At 38.2% G+C, this 15,739-nt stretch carries 18 protein-coding genes and 2 pseudogenes; all 20 read left to right on the plus strand.

Features of this window, described 5'->3' with window-relative positions; all coding sequences use genetic code 11:
* A pseudogene (locus IV67_RS03365) lies at positions 1-256 on the plus strand (hypothetical protein); the annotation flags it as partial.
* Between the two features lie 161 nt (positions 257-417).
* Entirely contained in the window at positions 418-555 is a 138-nt protein-coding gene (locus tag IV67_RS09465) for a hypothetical protein (protein WP_236698244.1), read from the plus strand.
* 18 nt (positions 556-573) lie between these two features.
* Complete coding sequence (locus IV67_RS03370) at positions 574-1,371, plus strand: terminase small subunit (protein WP_057787121.1); 798 nt, start codon at positions 574-576, stop codon at positions 1,369-1,371.
* Entirely contained in the window at positions 1,361-2,647 is a 1,287-nt protein-coding gene (locus IV67_RS03375) for a PBSX family phage terminase large subunit (RefSeq protein ID WP_057787123.1), read from the plus strand. The genes IV67_RS03370 and IV67_RS03375 overlap by 11 nt, the downstream gene beginning before the upstream one ends.
* Positions 2,648-2,827: 180 nt before the next feature.
* Entirely contained in the window at positions 2,828-4,312 is a 1,485-nt protein-coding gene (locus IV67_RS03380) for a phage portal protein (protein WP_236698245.1), read from the plus strand.
* On the plus strand, positions 4,296-5,114 hold the full coding sequence (locus IV67_RS03385; RefSeq protein WP_057787125.1) for a minor capsid protein: 819 nt from the start codon (positions 4,296-4,298) through the stop codon (positions 5,112-5,114). The genes IV67_RS03380 and IV67_RS03385 overlap by 17 nt, the downstream gene beginning before the upstream one ends.
* Positions 5,115-5,245: 131 nt before the next feature.
* On the plus strand, positions 5,246-5,794 hold the full coding sequence (locus tag IV67_RS03390) for a DUF4355 domain-containing protein (RefSeq protein ID WP_057787127.1): 549 nt from the start codon (positions 5,246-5,248) through the stop codon (positions 5,792-5,794).
* A 15-nt stretch (positions 5,795-5,809) separates the two neighbouring features.
* The gene (locus IV67_RS03395; protein WP_057787129.1) at positions 5,810-6,691 is read left to right on the plus strand and encodes a hypothetical protein; all 882 of its coding nucleotides are present in this window, start codon (positions 5,810-5,812) and stop codon (positions 6,689-6,691) included.
* Positions 6,692-6,701: 10 nt separating this feature from the next.
* Positions 6,702-7,040 carry a phage head-tail connector protein gene (locus tag IV67_RS03400; protein ID WP_057787131.1) on the plus strand — a complete coding sequence of 113 codons (339 nt, stop codon included), beginning with the start codon at positions 6,702-6,704 and terminating at the stop codon, positions 7,038-7,040.
* Positions 7,037-7,339, plus strand: a complete 303-nt coding sequence (locus IV67_RS03405; protein WP_057787133.1) for a hypothetical protein — start codon at positions 7,037-7,039, stop codon at positions 7,337-7,339. Before IV67_RS03400 ends, IV67_RS03405 begins: the two co-directional genes overlap by 4 nt.
* Positions 7,336-7,692 carry an HK97 gp10 family phage protein gene (locus IV67_RS03410; protein ID WP_057787135.1) on the plus strand — a complete coding sequence of 119 codons (357 nt, stop codon included), beginning with the start codon at positions 7,336-7,338 and terminating at the stop codon, positions 7,690-7,692. Before IV67_RS03405 ends, IV67_RS03410 begins: the two co-directional genes overlap by 4 nt.
* A complete protein-coding gene (locus IV67_RS03415) occupies positions 7,689-8,090 on the plus strand; it encodes a hypothetical protein (RefSeq protein ID WP_057787137.1) in 402 nt (133 codons plus the stop codon). The genes IV67_RS03410 and IV67_RS03415 overlap by 4 nt, the downstream gene beginning before the upstream one ends.
* Positions 8,091-8,101: 11 nt before the next feature.
* Positions 8,102-8,617, plus strand: coding sequence for a phage major tail protein, TP901-1 family (locus IV67_RS03420; RefSeq protein ID WP_057787139.1), 516 nt, complete (start codon positions 8,102-8,104; stop codon positions 8,615-8,617).
* Positions 8,618-8,702: 85 nt separating this feature from the next.
* On the plus strand, positions 8,703-9,050 hold the full coding sequence (locus tag IV67_RS03425; RefSeq protein WP_057787141.1) for a tail assembly chaperone: 348 nt from the start codon (positions 8,703-8,705) through the stop codon (positions 9,048-9,050).
* A 53-nt stretch (positions 9,051-9,103) separates the two neighbouring features.
* Positions 9,104-9,454, plus strand: a complete 351-nt coding sequence (locus IV67_RS03430) for a hypothetical protein (protein WP_162261069.1) — start codon at positions 9,104-9,106, stop codon at positions 9,452-9,454.
* Positions 9,447-12,503: a phage tail tape measure protein gene (locus IV67_RS03435; protein ID WP_057787145.1), complete on the plus strand. Its 3,057-nt coding sequence runs from the start codon at positions 9,447-9,449 to the stop codon at positions 12,501-12,503. Before IV67_RS03430 ends, IV67_RS03435 begins: the two co-directional genes overlap by 8 nt.
* Before the next feature lie 43 nt (positions 12,504-12,546).
* Positions 12,547-12,711: a hypothetical protein gene (locus IV67_RS09245; RefSeq protein ID WP_157050284.1), complete on the plus strand. Its 165-nt coding sequence runs from the start codon at positions 12,547-12,549 to the stop codon at positions 12,709-12,711.
* Between the two features lie 18 nt (positions 12,712-12,729).
* Positions 12,730-12,984: pseudogene (locus IV67_RS09605) on the plus strand (hypothetical protein); the annotation flags it as partial.
* A 96-nt stretch (positions 12,985-13,080) separates the two neighbouring features.
* The gene (locus tag IV67_RS09610) at positions 13,081-13,338 is read left to right on the plus strand and encodes a phage distal tail protein (protein WP_420031179.1); all 258 of its coding nucleotides are present in this window, start codon (positions 13,081-13,083) and stop codon (positions 13,336-13,338) included.
* On the plus strand, positions 13,338-15,739 hold a 2,402-nt coding region (locus IV67_RS03445; RefSeq protein ID WP_157050285.1), incomplete at its 3' end, for a hypothetical protein. The genes IV67_RS09610 and IV67_RS03445, both read left to right, overlap by 1 nt.

Below are 15,739 nucleotides of genomic sequence, written 5' to 3' on the forward strand. Positions count from 1 at the left end.
GGTCGGAGACTTTATGCAGTTTTTGTATGTCCAGAATGCTCAAGATAATTCAGAACAGAACCAATCTGAAAATAAAAAAGGCGATGAAGATACATATACATTTATAGCTTTCATAGCAGTAATTGTTTCATTATTAAAACAAGATTTTACAGGTCAATCATTTGATCCAATTGACCTGATAAGAATAAAAATTAATGATTTAAATAAAATCAGCGAAGCAAGATACCGAGATGAAATTAGAAAAATTAAGGAATAGGAGATAACGCATTATGGCAACTTGGATAATAGCATTTGGCATTTCAATAATTATTGGTTTTTTAATTGTTTATTGTCTAATAAAATGGTTGTCAAAACATTAAAGAGTAATCATTAAGTTGGTTGCTCTTTTTTTGTGCACAAAATTAGGGGGAATTGAATGTGACAATGCAACGCAGACTAGAAGATCAGATTATCGGCAAGATGGATAATCAACATAAGAAGCAGACAAAGGAAGTACATAAGAGTAAATCAAATCCATGTAAACCCAAAGCAAAGACGCAAGTGGCTATTTATTAAAGGAGGTGAGTGTATGTAATGGATGTTAAAGAACAGGCTAAAGAAGACTACCTAGCAGGAATGAAGATTAAGGACATTGCAAATAAGATAGGTAAGTCAGCATCTACTATTCGTTCTTGGAAGTCTCGTTACAAGTGGGACGATGAACCTATTACCGATAATGCACCACCGAAAAGTATTGCAACAGAACGCAACAAAAATGCAACGCAACGCAAAAACGTTGCAACGTCTCATGAGACACAAAAAGCACTTGATGAGTTGGATGAAAGTGCTTTAACAGATAAGCAAAAAGCCTTTGCAATGGAGTATGTGCGACTTTCTAATGCAACGCAGGCTTACATAAATGCTTATGATTCAACATATAATACAGCCAAAACAGCAGGCCCAAGGATGTTGGAAAATGTTGGAGTTCAATCAGCTATTTCAAAGTTGCGTAAAGCCAAATTAAAAGAGTTATCAATTGGCGTGTTTGACCTGGTTGAAGACTTAGCTAAGGAAGCTAGAGCAGATATTGGTAACTTCGTTGAATTTGGCCAATATGATGAACTTGTTACAGATTCTGATAAGAACGTTAAGTTGGATACTAATGATGAGCCCATTAAGCAGCACAATTCATGGGTGCAGTTCAAGGATAAAGACAAAGTTGATACTAGTCTCATTAAAAGCATCAGTACAGGTAAAGATGGACCACACATTGAATTGCATGACCGAGATAAAGCTAGAAAGCAATTAATTGAGTACCTAAATAGTCGTGATGTTGGTAGTGGTGTAACAGTAAATGTAACGATTCCGGAGGATAGTGAAGATGGAAGTTAATTTGAATATTCCTAAAATGGTATCGCCGGCATATTACCCATTGTTTACTAGTAAAGCGAGATACTTAGCTTATAAGGGATCACGTGGTTCAGGTAAATCGGTGGCAGCAGACTTTAAAGTGATCATTGATATCATTACTAAACCGTATGTTAATTGGTTGGTGGTCCGCCAGTATTTTGGGACCCATAAAGACAGTACATTTGCAGGTATAAAAAGTGCAGCATATGATATGGGAGTGGGAGACTTGTTTAAGTTCACAACGTCACCACTTGAAATTACCTATAAACCAACGGGTCAAAAAGTGTTCTTCAGAGGGATGGATGATCCGTTAAAGATCACTTCAATTCGTGCGACAACAGGTAATTTGTGTAGGGTGTTTTATGAAGAAGCATATGAGTTGAAAAGTTTAGATGCTTTTCAGACGGTAGAAGAGTCAATCCGTGGCAAATTAGATGATCCAAACGGATTCTACCAATCGATTCTAATGTTTAATCCTTGGTCAGATAAACACTGGCTGAAATCAGAATTCTTTGATGAAGAAACTAAGCGTAAAAATTCAAGGTCATTCACAACGACCTACAAAGATAATGACCATCTAGACGATGAATATATTGCTAGTCTTGAAGAAATGAGAATACGTAACCCTAATCGTGCTCGTGTGGCTGTAGACGGAGAGTGGGGAATTGCAGAAGGTTTAGTATTTGAAGGATTGTTTGAACAGCAAGACTTTACAATGGAGAGCATTGCAACTTTTCCCAAAAGTGTCGGGTTAGATTTTGGATTTAAACATGATCCAACTGCGGGTGAGTTCTTCGCAATTGACCAAGATAAGCGGATTGTGTATATCTATGATGAGTTTTATAAACAAGGTATGCTGACTGAACAAATTGCTGAATCATTGAAGACTCATGGTTCAATTGGTAAAAAGATTATTGCCGATAGTGCTGAACAACGCCTAATCCAAGAACTTTCCATGCATGCAGTTGGTAACATTATGCCAGCGCATAAAGGGCGAGATAGTGTTGAACAGGGTGTGCAAATGATGCAGAGTTACCGTTTTGTTGTACATCCTAGAGTTAAAGGCCTTTGGGAAGAGCTGAATACTTATGTATATGATAGAGACAAAGAAGGCAACTGGTTAAATAAGCCACAAGACTTAAACAATCACGCCATTGATGCATTGCGTTATGGTATGGAACCATATGCCTTTATGAAGAACAACCAGTATATGAGTCGTTCAGACCGTGCAGAAATGATTAAAAATTTGGGAATTTAAAACTATACCAATCCTAGTTAACATAATGTACCTTACAGATAGTTGTTGATATATCAGCAATTGCGGCTATTTGTGAAATTTTACAAATTCACAAACTAATAAAACACCAGTACTGACTATTTCACAAAGTCAATATTGGTGTTTTTTCACAATCTATACCAAAGGAAGGATGGTGATATTTTGGAAGCTTTTAATTTAGAGCAGGCTAATATGGTGTATCAAGAAGACCCACAAATATTACTTGCTGACACGGAGCGGTTACTTAAATTTATTGTACACCATAAAGAGAAACAAGTACCACGACTTGAGGTCTTACAAAATTATTATCTAGGACACAATACGGATATTTTTGAATCTACTAATCGAAGAAAAGAAACTGGTAAAGCAGATTATCGTGCAGCGCATCCATTTGCCAGTGATATAGCTGACCTACAAACAGCTTTTTCTGTTGGTAAACCTGTGGGGATGCAAGTTGATTCTAAGAATCATAGTAAACTGGACCTGGTTAATAAAGTAAACGATGTTGATGCACATAATTATGAGTTGTTTCTAGATACGAGTATTTTTGGTCGAGCATATGAATATGTTTATCGTGACGAACGTAATACAGAGAAGTTTGTACGTTTAAACCCACTTGAAACTTTTATTATTTACTCACTTGATGTTGATCCAATGCCTGTAATGGCAATCCGTTATCACAGTGTAACAATGGTTGATGAGGATACAGCAAAACTTCAATATGTTATTGAAGTATGGACGCAGGATGAATATGTTAGATACCAACCGACAGACATAAAAGACAATAGCACATTAAATTTGGATGTACACGAACCACGAACAATTTTACCGATTATTGAATATGACAACAATCGTATGCGGACAGGCGACTTCGAACGTGTACTATCTTTGATTGACCTATACGATGCTGCTCAATCAGATACAGCTAACTATATGAGTGACTTGAACGATGCGTTGTTAGTCATTCAAGGAGACATTGCTAATGAATTGGAACAATTAATTGCATCTATTGATAGCAAAGAACCTGATTATGCTGAAAAAGTAATGGATATCAAACGAGAGTTCAATCAGCAATTAAAAGATAGCAACACATTATTTTTGCATTCAGGGATTAGTGCCATGGGGCAACAAACAAATGTATCAGCTGAATATATCTATAAGCAATATGATGTAGCAGGTACAGAAGCTTATAAGAAACGTATCGCAGACGATATTCATAAGTTTAGTCATACGCCTAATTTAACTGATGAGAATTTTGCAGCTAACACTTCAGGAGTAGCTATGCAGTATAAGTTACTTGGAACGGTTGAATTAGCAGCCACTAAGCGACGCATGTTTGAAAAAGGATTATATAGACGGTATACGGTTGTTGATAACTTAGAACGTCTGGCTTCAACTGGTTGGGACATCGATGTAAATAATATCAGATTCACGTTTGAAGATAATTTACCAACTGATGATATTCAAACACTTCAAATGTTAGTAAACGCAGGAGCAACATTACCACAAGAATATTTGTATCGTTTCTTACCGGGAGTTAGTGATCCAGATGAGATTATGCAATTAATGGATGAACAGACGCACTTTAACGATTATCCAATGCAGACACCAACTGATGGGGATGAAGTAGATGACGAAGCGGGATAGTTTATATGAGTTTACACGTAAACAACTTAAGCATGATAAGTCAAAGTCTAAACAACTAAAGCGAGAGATTGCTAAGGTATCGGCCATGTATATGGCTTTTTGGGCATTGTTTAACGAAAAAAATACTGATTATACAAATGCTGACAATAGTAAAATTCCCGATGCTGAACTAAAAATACAATTGGATGAACAAGCACGGCAAAATGATATTACACCACAAAACGTATCAAATAATAATCAATTGTTAGATTATGCAACAACTGTATATACCTCTATTTTAGGTGCTAATCTCATTAATATGATGCATAACGATTTGGTCGAGGAACAAAGAAAAACGGCTAAATGGGGCAAGAAAGCCTATCAAGATAGGTCGATTAAAGAGGCTAACCTTGATATTATTAATCAGGCATTCAACGGGGCTAAGTGGTCAGATCGTATTTGGTCAAGTATGGCTGATTTACGGAGTGAATTGACTAGTATAATGCAAAAATCTTTGTTAACTCAAGAAAATCCCACAGCATATAACAAAGTGTTACGTGATAAGTTTGGTGTTACGCACTACCAAGCAGAACGAATTTTACGAACTGAGGGTGCAAGAGTATCAACATTGCAACAAGTACAAGACGCTACAGATAATGACTATAAGTATTTAGAATGGGTTGCCAGTCCAGATGCTTGTAAGTATTGTATGCCACTAGATGGCAAAAGATTTCCAATAAGTAAATTTGGTGATGAACCATATTATTTACCACGCCATCCTAATTGCCGATGTGCCGTATATGGTGTGGATAGTTTGAAGTAATATATCTGCTCCGAAACGAGGGTAAACTAGATAAAATTTAATATCGTGATGCGAAAGACGTGTTGAATGTGAGTGGGAATCCCTGCTTGGATTCGCTAACACGTCTTTTTGTGTTGGGAAAGGAATTTATTATGCCAGAAGAATCAACAAATGTAGAAGAACCTATTGTAAATGCAGAAGGAAGTCAAGCTAGTGATGAAGATAAGCAAGAACAATCTAAAACATTTACACAATCTGATTTAGATCGTGAAGTCGACCGTCGATTAGCTAAGCAACAAGAGAAGTTAGAGCAACAAATTCAAGAGGCTAAAGAGGCAGGCAAGTCTGAGGGACAAAAGCTAGCTGCTATGACTGAGAAGGAACGCAAGGATGCAGAGTTGTCACAGAAAGAACAAGAGATTGCTGACCGTGAAGCAACACTGCAGAAGCGTGAACTTACAGCTAGCATTAGTGATGAACTTGCTAAACAAGGCCTTCCTACAGGATTGGCTAATTCGTTGGTTGAACTTGGGGATGCAGATGTTATTCATAGCACGATGGAAACGATTCAATCAGCTATTGAACAAGGTATTAACGAGGGTGTCAATGAACGGCTACGAACTGAGGCGCCTAAGAATGGTGGTTCAAATGTCGATGGCGCAGATGATCCATTTGTTCAAGTGATGAATAAGTATAAATAGAAAGAGGTATTTAAAATGGTTTCAGGACAAAATAATAAGTTAGCAGCACGCACTTATCAAAAGCAATTTGCAGGGTTAGCACAAGCAGTATTCAATGTGAAAGCTGTATTTGGTCCAACGTTTGGCGTATTGCAAGCACTTGATGGCGTGCAAAACAACAAGACTGCATTTTCGGTTAAGACAAATAATGTGCCAGTAGTTGTCGGTAAGTATTCAGTAGATGCTAATACAGCATTTGGAACAGGTACAGGTAAGTCATCACGTTTTGGTGACCGTACTGAAATTATCTATGAAGACTTGGATGTTCCTTATACAGATGAATGGAATTTCCATGAAGGAATTGATCGAGCAACAGTTAATAATGATGTAAATGCAGCATTGGCTAATCGTTTGGAGCTACAAGCACAAGCGTTGACACGTAAATTCAATAAGGCTAATGGCCAATTCCTAGTCGATTCAGCGGCGGAAGACTTGGGTGCAGCAACCGACGTTACAAAGTTGTTTAATGCAGCCTCAAAGAAGTTCTTAGAACTTGAAGTTGACGTACCCGTTCGTGCGTATGTTTCCGCAGACGTTTATAACAACATTGTTGATTTAGGATTAACAACATCAGCCAAACGTTCAACAGTTTCAATTGATGAAAATGGTGTCACTATGTTCAAGGGATTTACTATTACAGAAGTACCTGATCAATACTTAGCTGGATCTCAAGTGATTTTTGCGCCTGACAACATTGGCCGTACATTTACAGGTATTAACACAGCTCGAACGATTGAATCAGAAGACTTCGACGGTGTAGCTTTGCAAGGACATGGTAAGTTTGGACAATGGATTTTGGAAGATAACAAACAAGCCGTATTTACTGCTGGTGTTTCAAAATCAACGCCAGCTAAGTAGGTGATGATGTATGAGTACAGTAGAAGATATTAAAACGCTGTACGATGATAAGGCGACGACAGACGCCAAGTTAAAGGTTATTGAAGCGTTGACTACTTCACGATTAAAACGACTTTTGAAGTTGGACAAGGCAACAGATATACCCTCTGAATTCGAGGACGTTGTTACAGAAGTAACAGCAGCAAGATTTGCACGTATTGGTAATGAGGGGATGAAGTCGTATCAGCAAGAAGGTTTAAGCATGACCTTTCCGGACGATGATTTCACTCAATATATGGATGAAATTAATGCTTATCTGAATGGTGATGATTATCAGAAGCCAAAGCATGGAGGTTATTTTTTTGTATGATGATGAATACAGAAGTAATCTTTATTCGGCATATTCTAGAACCTAGATACGATCCAATTACACATGAATGGCCGGAGGGTGATGAAACAGAAGTGGTTTATCTAAATGTCACTTCGTTAAGTTACGCAAAAGCCTTTCGAGATTATGGTGTTACAAATTCAAAGATGCAGGTTATCCGTTCATTAACAGAAATTCCGGAATTTGATGAGGTGGATATATCTGGAATTAGGTATGTGGAATTTTCTCGACAACGTATTGGAAATAAAGAGTCCATTATTTTGAAGGAGAAGAATGCATGACAGTCACAGGCGCAGATAAATTCATTAGTGCTATGAGATTAAAAGATAAAGAGGCTGTTGCGAAGTCAAGGGCAATCGTTCGTAGTGTGGCTAGTGACTTACAAGGGCAAGTTATGCGTACAGTGCCAGTAGATACTGGACATTTACGTAGAGAAGTCCACGTTCGGATGCAAGGTAATGCATACTTCTCACAAGCAACAATTACGGCTAATGCCTATAATGGGCGTTTCAACTATGGATATGTCCAAGAAAACGGGACTCGATATATTGGACCAAAGTTCTTTATGTCAAATGCTTTTAGAATTCACGACGCCTTGTTTAAACAGAAAATAAGTGAGGTGCTTAAAACATGATTACACCAGATAACGAGGTATTTGATGCTGTGTTTCAATTGCTTCAAGAAGACAATTTACCGGTCTATGATATGTCACCGGATGACTCTCTCTCAAAGATGACAGAGTATGGACCGTATATAGTCATCGGGGCAACACAATTGCTGACAGGTAATACAAAAACGCAATTGCAAGGAGCGGTGGCCATCACACTTCATGTTTGGGGTAATCGTAAACAACGCTGGGAAGTATCAAAGATGACGAGTAAAGTCTTTACGTTATTGAGTAGCCTTAAGTCATCGCAACACTATAATTTACAGATTAGACCGCAACAAACCATGAATGTTGTTGCACCAGATAAATATGATAATGCAAGCGTATGGCATGGTGTATTAGATGTGACGTACGCAGCCTATTAGGAGGAAATAGAATGGCAGAAGAAATGGCCACAGCGATTAATGGGGCAAATAAAGTATTGTTTGCTCGTCGCTTAAGTGATGGAAAAAATATGGATGGGACACGTATCTCATTACAGACAACGCACTCAATTGAGATTTCGAGTGATGATAACACGACTGAAACAAAAGATGGGAATATCACAGTTGCAGGAAATCCAGAAGTTGAATTGTCTTTGGAATTTTTGGGCTCTGATGACCCAGTGGTTGCGTTGTTGGAAGATGCGTCAATCAATCATGATGTATTTGAATTTTGGGAAGTGAACTTTGAAAAGCCGGAGACTGATGGTAAATACCCTGCTAAGTACATGCAAGCAGTAGTCACAAAGTTTAGCTCTGATTCTGATGCAGATGATTTTAACAAAGTTAAAGTTGAACTAAAGGTTAACGGACAACCTAAAAAAGGTTCAGCAACCGTTGATAAGAAGACGATCGGTGACTTGCAATATGCATTTAAGGATATTCCAAAGGCCACGACGCCAGCTGAATAATGCAATCAGCGACAACGGCTATACGTTCAAATAGGGTGAGAGGCCTTTTATAGTAACTACATAATGAAACGGAGATATAGAAATCATGGAATTAACAATTAACGGTAAAACATATACATTTAAATTTGGAATTAAGTTTTTGAAAGCTTTGGATGAAGTTTATTTTGTAGATGCGAATGGTGTGAAGTTTGGCGCTGGATTAGAAGTGGGATTGGCACAACTTACAGGAACTCGTAACCCTGTTGCTCTAGCTGAATTTTTACTAGCAGCTAATAAGACAGAATCACCACGTTTGGGAGAAACAACACTTGATGATTATCTCGAAACAGATGCTGACATTGATGCGCTAATTGATGAAACCATTAAGGAACTAACGGAAAGTAATGTTACTAAGGGAAAAGTGACGGCCGCATTGGAGAAAGCGGCGAATTAGCTCAAGATGATTTAAATAGTAGTGCTCGCTACCATGAGTTAGTAGTGTCAGCTATGCGGTACTTTGATATGACTGACATTTATCTCATCGAAACGATGGGGATGAATGAATATCAAATGCGTATGGAAGCGGCACAATTAATGCAATTAGATAAGCGAGCACTTAACGCAGAGTTAGCTTGGCAACGTCAAGTTGTTCAATCCACAAGGGGTGAGAAGCACCCACGACCGGTTTTTGATTCGTACGATAAATTCTTTGGGAATGATTATAAACAAGCAGAAAATCGTATTAAGCGAACATTTAATACTGGTGAGTATGTGGTTCAAAAGTCTAAAGAAGATGCGATTTTAGAGCGGCAACAACGGTTAAACGAGATTAGAGGAAAGGAGGAATTGAATGGCTGAATCATATACAGTTGAAGCAAAGTTAATCGCTGATATTGCCAACTATACACGCGGTATTCAACAGGCAACGCAACAAATGCAAGGGTTTGAAAACAAAGCAAATTCAAGTAGTGCCGGTGTACAAAAGTCGACAAGCGGATGGGGCGATGCCACACAACGTGCAGCTCAAACTGTTGGTAAAGGGATGATGATTGCCGGAGCAGCAACCACTGCTATGGGAGTAAAGTCTTTAAAGAGTTTTGGGGACTTTGAAACCGGGCTTAATCAAGCAGCTATAATTGCCGGAGGTACTTCAAAAGATATTCAGGGTCTTAGTGAAGTGGCATTAAAAATGGGGCAAGATTTACCTATATCAGCCAATGATGCTAGTGATGCCATGGTTGAAATGGCTCGAAACGGTGCCAGTGTAGGTGAAATTAAAGAACAATTTCCAGCAATTGCAAAAGCAGCAACGGCTGCAGGAGCAGATTTAAAAACAACGGCGGGTGTTGTCCAACAAGCAATGAATGTTTGGGGTGATAGTCTTGAAAGCCCACAGCAAGCGGCAGCGTTACTAACACAATCTGCAAACCTATCTAATGCGTCAATTGAATCAATGCAAGAGGCATTAGCAACCATGGGACCGGTTGCTAGTTCTTCAGGAATGAGTTTATCAGAGACATCAACTGCTATAGGTCTGTTAACTAATACAGGAATGAGTTCAGCTCAAGCCGCTCAAGATTTACGGCATGCTTTGCTTCAGATGCAGGCACCATCAAAAAAGGCGGCAGATGAATTTGACCGATTAGGTATTAATATTAATGATGCTTCTGGAAAAATGAGGCCATTCCCGGATATTTTAAAGGACGTGTCTAAAGCTACGTCAGGAATGGGTGATTCTGAAAAGAAAGCCGCCTTGAAAACAATGTTTCACACTTCTGGTATGCAAGCGATGCTTCCACTACTTAATTCGATTAATGACACAAGTGGTGATGCAAAAACCTCCTGGGCTGCTTATAGCAGTGAGATGGATAAAGTTGGTAAAAATACGCAGACTGCAAATGCATACTTAAATCAACAAGCTAATGACATGCAAAACAACATTGGATCAAAGATTGAACAAGTAGGTGGTTCATGGGATTCATTGAGCAAAAAATCTATGATTGGAGCTGAAGATACTAACAAATCAATGTTAACCATGACGGCACAAGCTTTGAACTGGGCTAATGATAGTGATAGTTCAGTGGCCAGTGTCATTAGGTCATTTATTGGTTTGAGTCCAGTAATTGGTCCAGCGATGACAATTGCGGGAAAATCATTAACTAATTTTAATACAATTGTAACAGGAACCAAAAATGTAGCATCTTTGGTATTGGGACCACTGAAAGCGGTTGGAAATACGGCGAGTGGATTAGTAGGACATTTCACAAATTCTGGAAAAGCAGCAAAAAGTTCAAGTACGAGTTTACAGCAAGTGACAACTGCATCGAATGGCGCTTCAGGTTCAGCACAAAAAGCTGGATCAGCATTTGGTGGATTTAGTGGTGCAGTTCTTAAAGTTGGTGTTGGAGTGGGTGTTGCAACAGCGGGAATTGGAGCGATGGCATTTGGAATTGCTGCATTAGCACAAACTGGTACACAGGGTGTGATTGCAGTAACAGCTGTAAGTGTGGCAATTATTGCAGTGACAGGAGCTCTAACATTGATGGCTCCAATTTTAACAGCTAATACGGCTGGATTATTTGCACTGTCAGGAGTGTTTTTTAGTCTGAGCGCAGTTATACTTTCGGTATCTGTTGCATTCTTATCATTTGGAGCAATGGTCACGATGATTGGGGCAGGAATATTGATGGCCACAACAGGTATATCTGGAATGATTATGGCATTCATCCAACTAACTACAGTGATGAATCAAATTGTACCGACGTTCACGGCTATTGGAACCGGAGCGGCTATGATGATGGTTTCGTTTCTGACAGCTATTACTGGAAATATGCCAATAATTATTCAAGGAATGGTTTCTATCATGAATGGAATATTGACGGCAGTTAGTACAACGGCACCAAGAATTATTACAACTGTTTTGAATATGATGTTGCAGTTCTTACAAGCGATCGCTAGTAAAATAGGTCCGATTGCGTCGACTGCTATTCAAATTATGATTGGGTTCTTGAATGCAATTGCAAGCAAGATTGGTGCAGTTATCAATGCAGCGACAAATGTAATTGTTAATTTCTTAAACGGGTTAAATCGAAATATTCCACGGATTATTCCAGCTGCAGTTCGTGTTATTGTTACCTTTATTAATGGTATCACTAACAACCTAGGTCAAATTATTGATGCAGGGATAAATTTGCTATTTAAATTTATAGATGGAATTGTTTCAAAAATTCCGGAGATAGCTGATAGAGCTAGAGATGCAGTAATGAAATTTGTCTATGGGGTTGGATACACTTTAGGTGAAGTAGTGGGTTCTGGGACAAAATTATTAGATATGTTTGTACAGGGGATTAGAGCTGGATTCGGGCAAGCACAAGGAGCCGGAAATGGCTCAGCAAATGCTGTGAGAAATGGAATATCTGGATTTAGTTTATTCAATGACGGTTATAACATGATGATGGGGTTTGCAAATGGTATTGCTTCAATGGCAGGACATGTGATGAATGTTGCATCGAGCATTGCAAATGCTGCTGTACGTACAATTAAAAGTGCACTATCTATCCATTCACCTTCACGAGTTATGAAAGAAATTGGTGTATATACTGGTGAAGGGCTAGTCATAGGGATGCAAAACATGATTAATCCAGTTGCAAGCATGTCAGATAGAATGGCACAAGCTATGATGATTGATCCAAGTGAAACGCAATTAGCTTACTCACTTACATCAACAAGTGATAACTTGAATATAGGAGCTAGTGGAGCACTTGGAGTATCACTAAATGATACTAACTTTAGTCAACCAGCATATATTAATTTAGAGATGGGTGATAACACATATAGTGGCTTTGCTGAGAACATCAACCAAACAAACGGTAATAATATTCGACTATCGAGTCGTTATAGAATCTAGAGCGTAGACGAAGATGTCTGCGCTTTTTTATTTGGAGGCAGACATGGTTTACGAATTTAGAGATATGGACAAAGGAAAGAGCACACAAAGTGAGGTTGTGTCGGAGTCCATCACTTGGAATGGTCAAAACTTAGATAAAATTGTTCCAGGTTATCGGACCTTAAAAGTAAAGGGACGTGAAGATAATGCAAGAACAGTTACTAAGTAAGATCGTCCAGGGGATGGAAGTGTATTTGGTTACTCATTTTATGATGATAAAGAAATTACTGTGACTTTTAGCATGGAAGCAAAGACACCAGAAGAATTTATGCAACGGTGGGATAAGTTACGCCAAACACTTGTGACTGGTAATTATAACGAGACTAAATTTAACTTCGCTGATGAGCCTGGTACCTTTCGTTACGGGACAATTAAGTCGTTAGACAATCCGTCCGATGGGAAGTTGAATGTGATTGGCACATTAACGATTGAGCTAACTAAACCGTTTAAGTATTTCAATGCTAAAACGGTAACGTTAGCCAATGGTGGAAAAGTTGACGATACAAATTTAGTTTATCCAGTAGTTCCAGATAAATTAGTGATTAAAAAGCCAACTCAACCTGTTATTAAGATTGATGGGATGAATAAAAATATTACTTTTCATGGCGCATATGATAGTGGAATGGATATTGTGATTGATTTTAATAAGATGACGGTTATCCGTTCAACTAGCAATGTGATGGATGGATTAAATATAAAAAGTACATTGGGATCGTTTGAAATCAAGAATGGTAACACATTTACTATCTCTGGATGTGAGGCGATTGAATTAACCTATAAGGCGGTGATTATTTAATGGATGTTTATTATTTTGATACACATCAAAAATTGATAGGTGTCATTAACGAGGAACATATCATTGATGCACATCTAACTAAAAAGATTAATCAAGGTTCAACGATGTCCGTTGAAATTGTATCTCGAATGGCATTGCCAGAAGATGCGCGTTATATGTTGATTCGTGATCCTGATGGGGATGAATATTTAATGTTTACGATTCAAAATCGTAAGTATAGGCAGGAAACAGTTACTTATACAACCATGGAGTATGCATGGGAGCAATTAACGAATCGAGGTTTAGTCAAGGATTATCGTCCTAGTGGTAAATCAGTACGAAGTGTTTTACAGGATGTTTTAATTAATTACTCTACAGACAGTGATAATTGGGAAATCAGAAAATGTAATATTGATACAAGTGTTAACACAAACTTTTACTATTTAACTCGTACAGAATGTTTAACCAAACTGGTTGAAGTCATTGGAAAGGGAGAGCTAGAATTCCACGTGGATTTTGACGGTAATAAGATCGTTAAAACGTACATTGATTTCATGGCGGAAATTGGTTCATCAAATGTTAGCTATTGGTTTGAATGGGAAAAGAATTTAATTGAAGTCACAAATACATCAGATGAAAGTGAAATATATGCTTCTATCGTACCGCGTGGAAAAGGAGAGCTTGTCAGTGAGGGTCAAGATGGGTCACCAGACGGTTATGGTCGTAGAATTGGGATTGAAGACATCACTTGGAGCAAGACCAATGGAGACCCACTCGACAAGAAAAAGGGATCAGATACGCTAACTGATCATGAAGTTTCAAATAAGTATGGGCGTTCGTACCGTTTAGTTATTTTTGAAGATATTGATGACCCGAAGCAATTGATACGAGCAGCCTATCGTGAACTAAAAAAGCATAATCATAAGCAAGTACAGTATTCAGCTAGTGTTTTGGATGGGCAAACCGTTCAGCTAGGTGACCACGTTGTCATTCGTAAAGCAGTTGGTCATGAAATTGCCTATGAAACTCGCGTGTTTATGATTGAATATGATTTATTACGACCTCAGAACTCGCGAATTAGCTTAGGTGATGACTTAACGCAAGATAGTTTAAGTAAACAAATTTCTAATATTGGTAAGGCAATTGATAGTGTTGCGAATAACTCTAATTGGGGTTTGCAAAATAGTGATGGGTCAAAGACATTTTATTCTGATAAGGAGCCTGCTAATGCTAAAGAGGGTGACTTATGGTTTAAGCAATTGCCAAACGGAGAAGTTGAGATTTGGCGCTTTGAAAACGGTTCATGGCAAATGGTGCTTAACCAGAATATTGGCGATGATATACAAAAGCAGGTAGATGATGCCCTAAAGAGCGCTAAAGAATATTCCGACCAATTAAACCAAAAGACGAATGAGAATATTGGACAGCTTGAAAAAACAGTGAACAGTGGATTAGCTGAGATTCAACCCAAAATTGATGCAGCAAAAAAAGATGCTATTGATACATCGCAACAAAAAGTTGATGCATTGAACCAGCAAGTTACCAAAGATTTACAGACTGTTCAACCACGTATTGATAAAGCGAAACAAGAAGCAATGCAGGATGCGTCGCAAAAAATCTCAAAGGTTGAAATCAAAACGGATAGTATTACAAGCATCGTTAACAACCCGTCAACAGGTTTATCAGCAACTCGAGTGCAATTAGATAATGCGATTCAACAGGAAATTAAAGATCGTAAAAGTGGTGATACCAATACATTGACACAAAGTAAAGATTTCACGACGAGCCAAATTAAAAGCTCTGAAAGTGGTCTTAAGAGCACAATATCACAGACAGCTGATGGCATAATGCTAGATGTTTCAAAGGCTAATTTAGTGATTGATAGTAGTTTGACTGAAAGTCTTAAATGGTGGACTCCTGAATCTGCTAACGGAATATCAAGTTCTAAAAACTTTTACTATACAATGATGAATGCATATAAAAATGTACCAAGTGTTGGAATTAATATGATGGCAGATACTAACATGAATATAGCTGCTTTAAATAGCCAAATCGTCTCAATCCCGGCAGGATGCAAAAAGCTGTATGCTAAGGCAAACATATTTGTGAATAAGATAGGAACCGATGGTGCACTCGGTTTTGTGGTAGGTTGGTATGATAAGAACAAAACGTATATATCATACGATACAGTGTCAGATACTATAAAAAAAGTAATGCCTTGGACGGAATTTGGTCGAGTTGTTGATGTTCCAGCAAATGCTAAATTTGTCTCTATCTCCTATACAGCAGCAGGAGTAATCAATGCATATATTTCGAGACCCTATTTAGGAATCACACCACTTTCAGATGAGGCTTATATACCGGGGCCAGTCTCAAATACGGACACTTTTTTATCGTTGTTTAATGAAAATTTTGGACTAGG

It is taken from the genome of Weissella minor (assembly GCF_001437425.1).
Lineage (GTDB): Bacteria > Bacillota > Bacilli > Lactobacillales > Lactobacillaceae > Weissella > Weissella minor.

What these genes read in the sequence shown, in the direction of transcription:
- IV67_RS03375 (WP_057787123.1), top strand. Translation starts at nt 1,361, where the DNA reads ATGGAAGTTAATTTGAATATTCCTAAAATGGTATCGCCGGCATATTAC.
- IV67_RS03405 (WP_057787133.1), top strand. Translation starts at nt 7,037, where the DNA reads ATGATGATGAATACAGAAGTAATCTTTATTCGGCATATTCTAGAACCT.
- IV67_RS03415 (WP_057787137.1), top strand. Translation starts at nt 7,689, where the DNA reads ATGATTACACCAGATAACGAGGTATTTGATGCTGTGTTTCAATTGCTT.
- IV67_RS03410 (WP_057787135.1), top strand. Translation starts at nt 7,336, where the DNA reads ATGACAGTCACAGGCGCAGATAAATTCATTAGTGCTATGAGATTAAAA.
- IV67_RS03390 (WP_057787127.1), top strand. Translation starts at nt 5,246, where the DNA reads ATGCCAGAAGAATCAACAAATGTAGAAGAACCTATTGTAAATGCAGAA.
- IV67_RS03425 (WP_057787141.1), top strand. Translation starts at nt 8,703, where the DNA reads ATGGAATTAACAATTAACGGTAAAACATATACATTTAAATTTGGAATT.
- IV67_RS03435 (WP_057787145.1), top strand. Translation starts at nt 9,447, where the DNA reads ATGGCTGAATCATATACAGTTGAAGCAAAGTTAATCGCTGATATTGCC.
- IV67_RS09245 (WP_157050284.1), top strand. Translation starts at nt 12,547, where the DNA reads ATGGTTTACGAATTTAGAGATATGGACAAAGGAAAGAGCACACAAAGT.
- IV67_RS03430 (WP_162261069.1), top strand. Translation starts at nt 9,104, where the DNA reads ATGCGGTACTTTGATATGACTGACATTTATCTCATCGAAACGATGGGG.
- IV67_RS03420 (WP_057787139.1), top strand. Translation starts at nt 8,102, where the DNA reads ATGGCAGAAGAAATGGCCACAGCGATTAATGGGGCAAATAAAGTATTG.
- IV67_RS03370 (WP_057787121.1), top strand. Translation starts at nt 574, where the DNA reads ATGGATGTTAAAGAACAGGCTAAAGAAGACTACCTAGCAGGAATGAAG.
- IV67_RS03400 (WP_057787131.1), top strand. Translation starts at nt 6,702, where the DNA reads ATGAGTACAGTAGAAGATATTAAAACGCTGTACGATGATAAGGCGACG.
- IV67_RS03395 (WP_057787129.1), top strand. Translation starts at nt 5,810, where the DNA reads ATGGTTTCAGGACAAAATAATAAGTTAGCAGCACGCACTTATCAAAAG.
- IV67_RS03385 (WP_057787125.1), top strand. Translation starts at nt 4,296, where the DNA reads ATGACGAAGCGGGATAGTTTATATGAGTTTACACGTAAACAACTTAAG.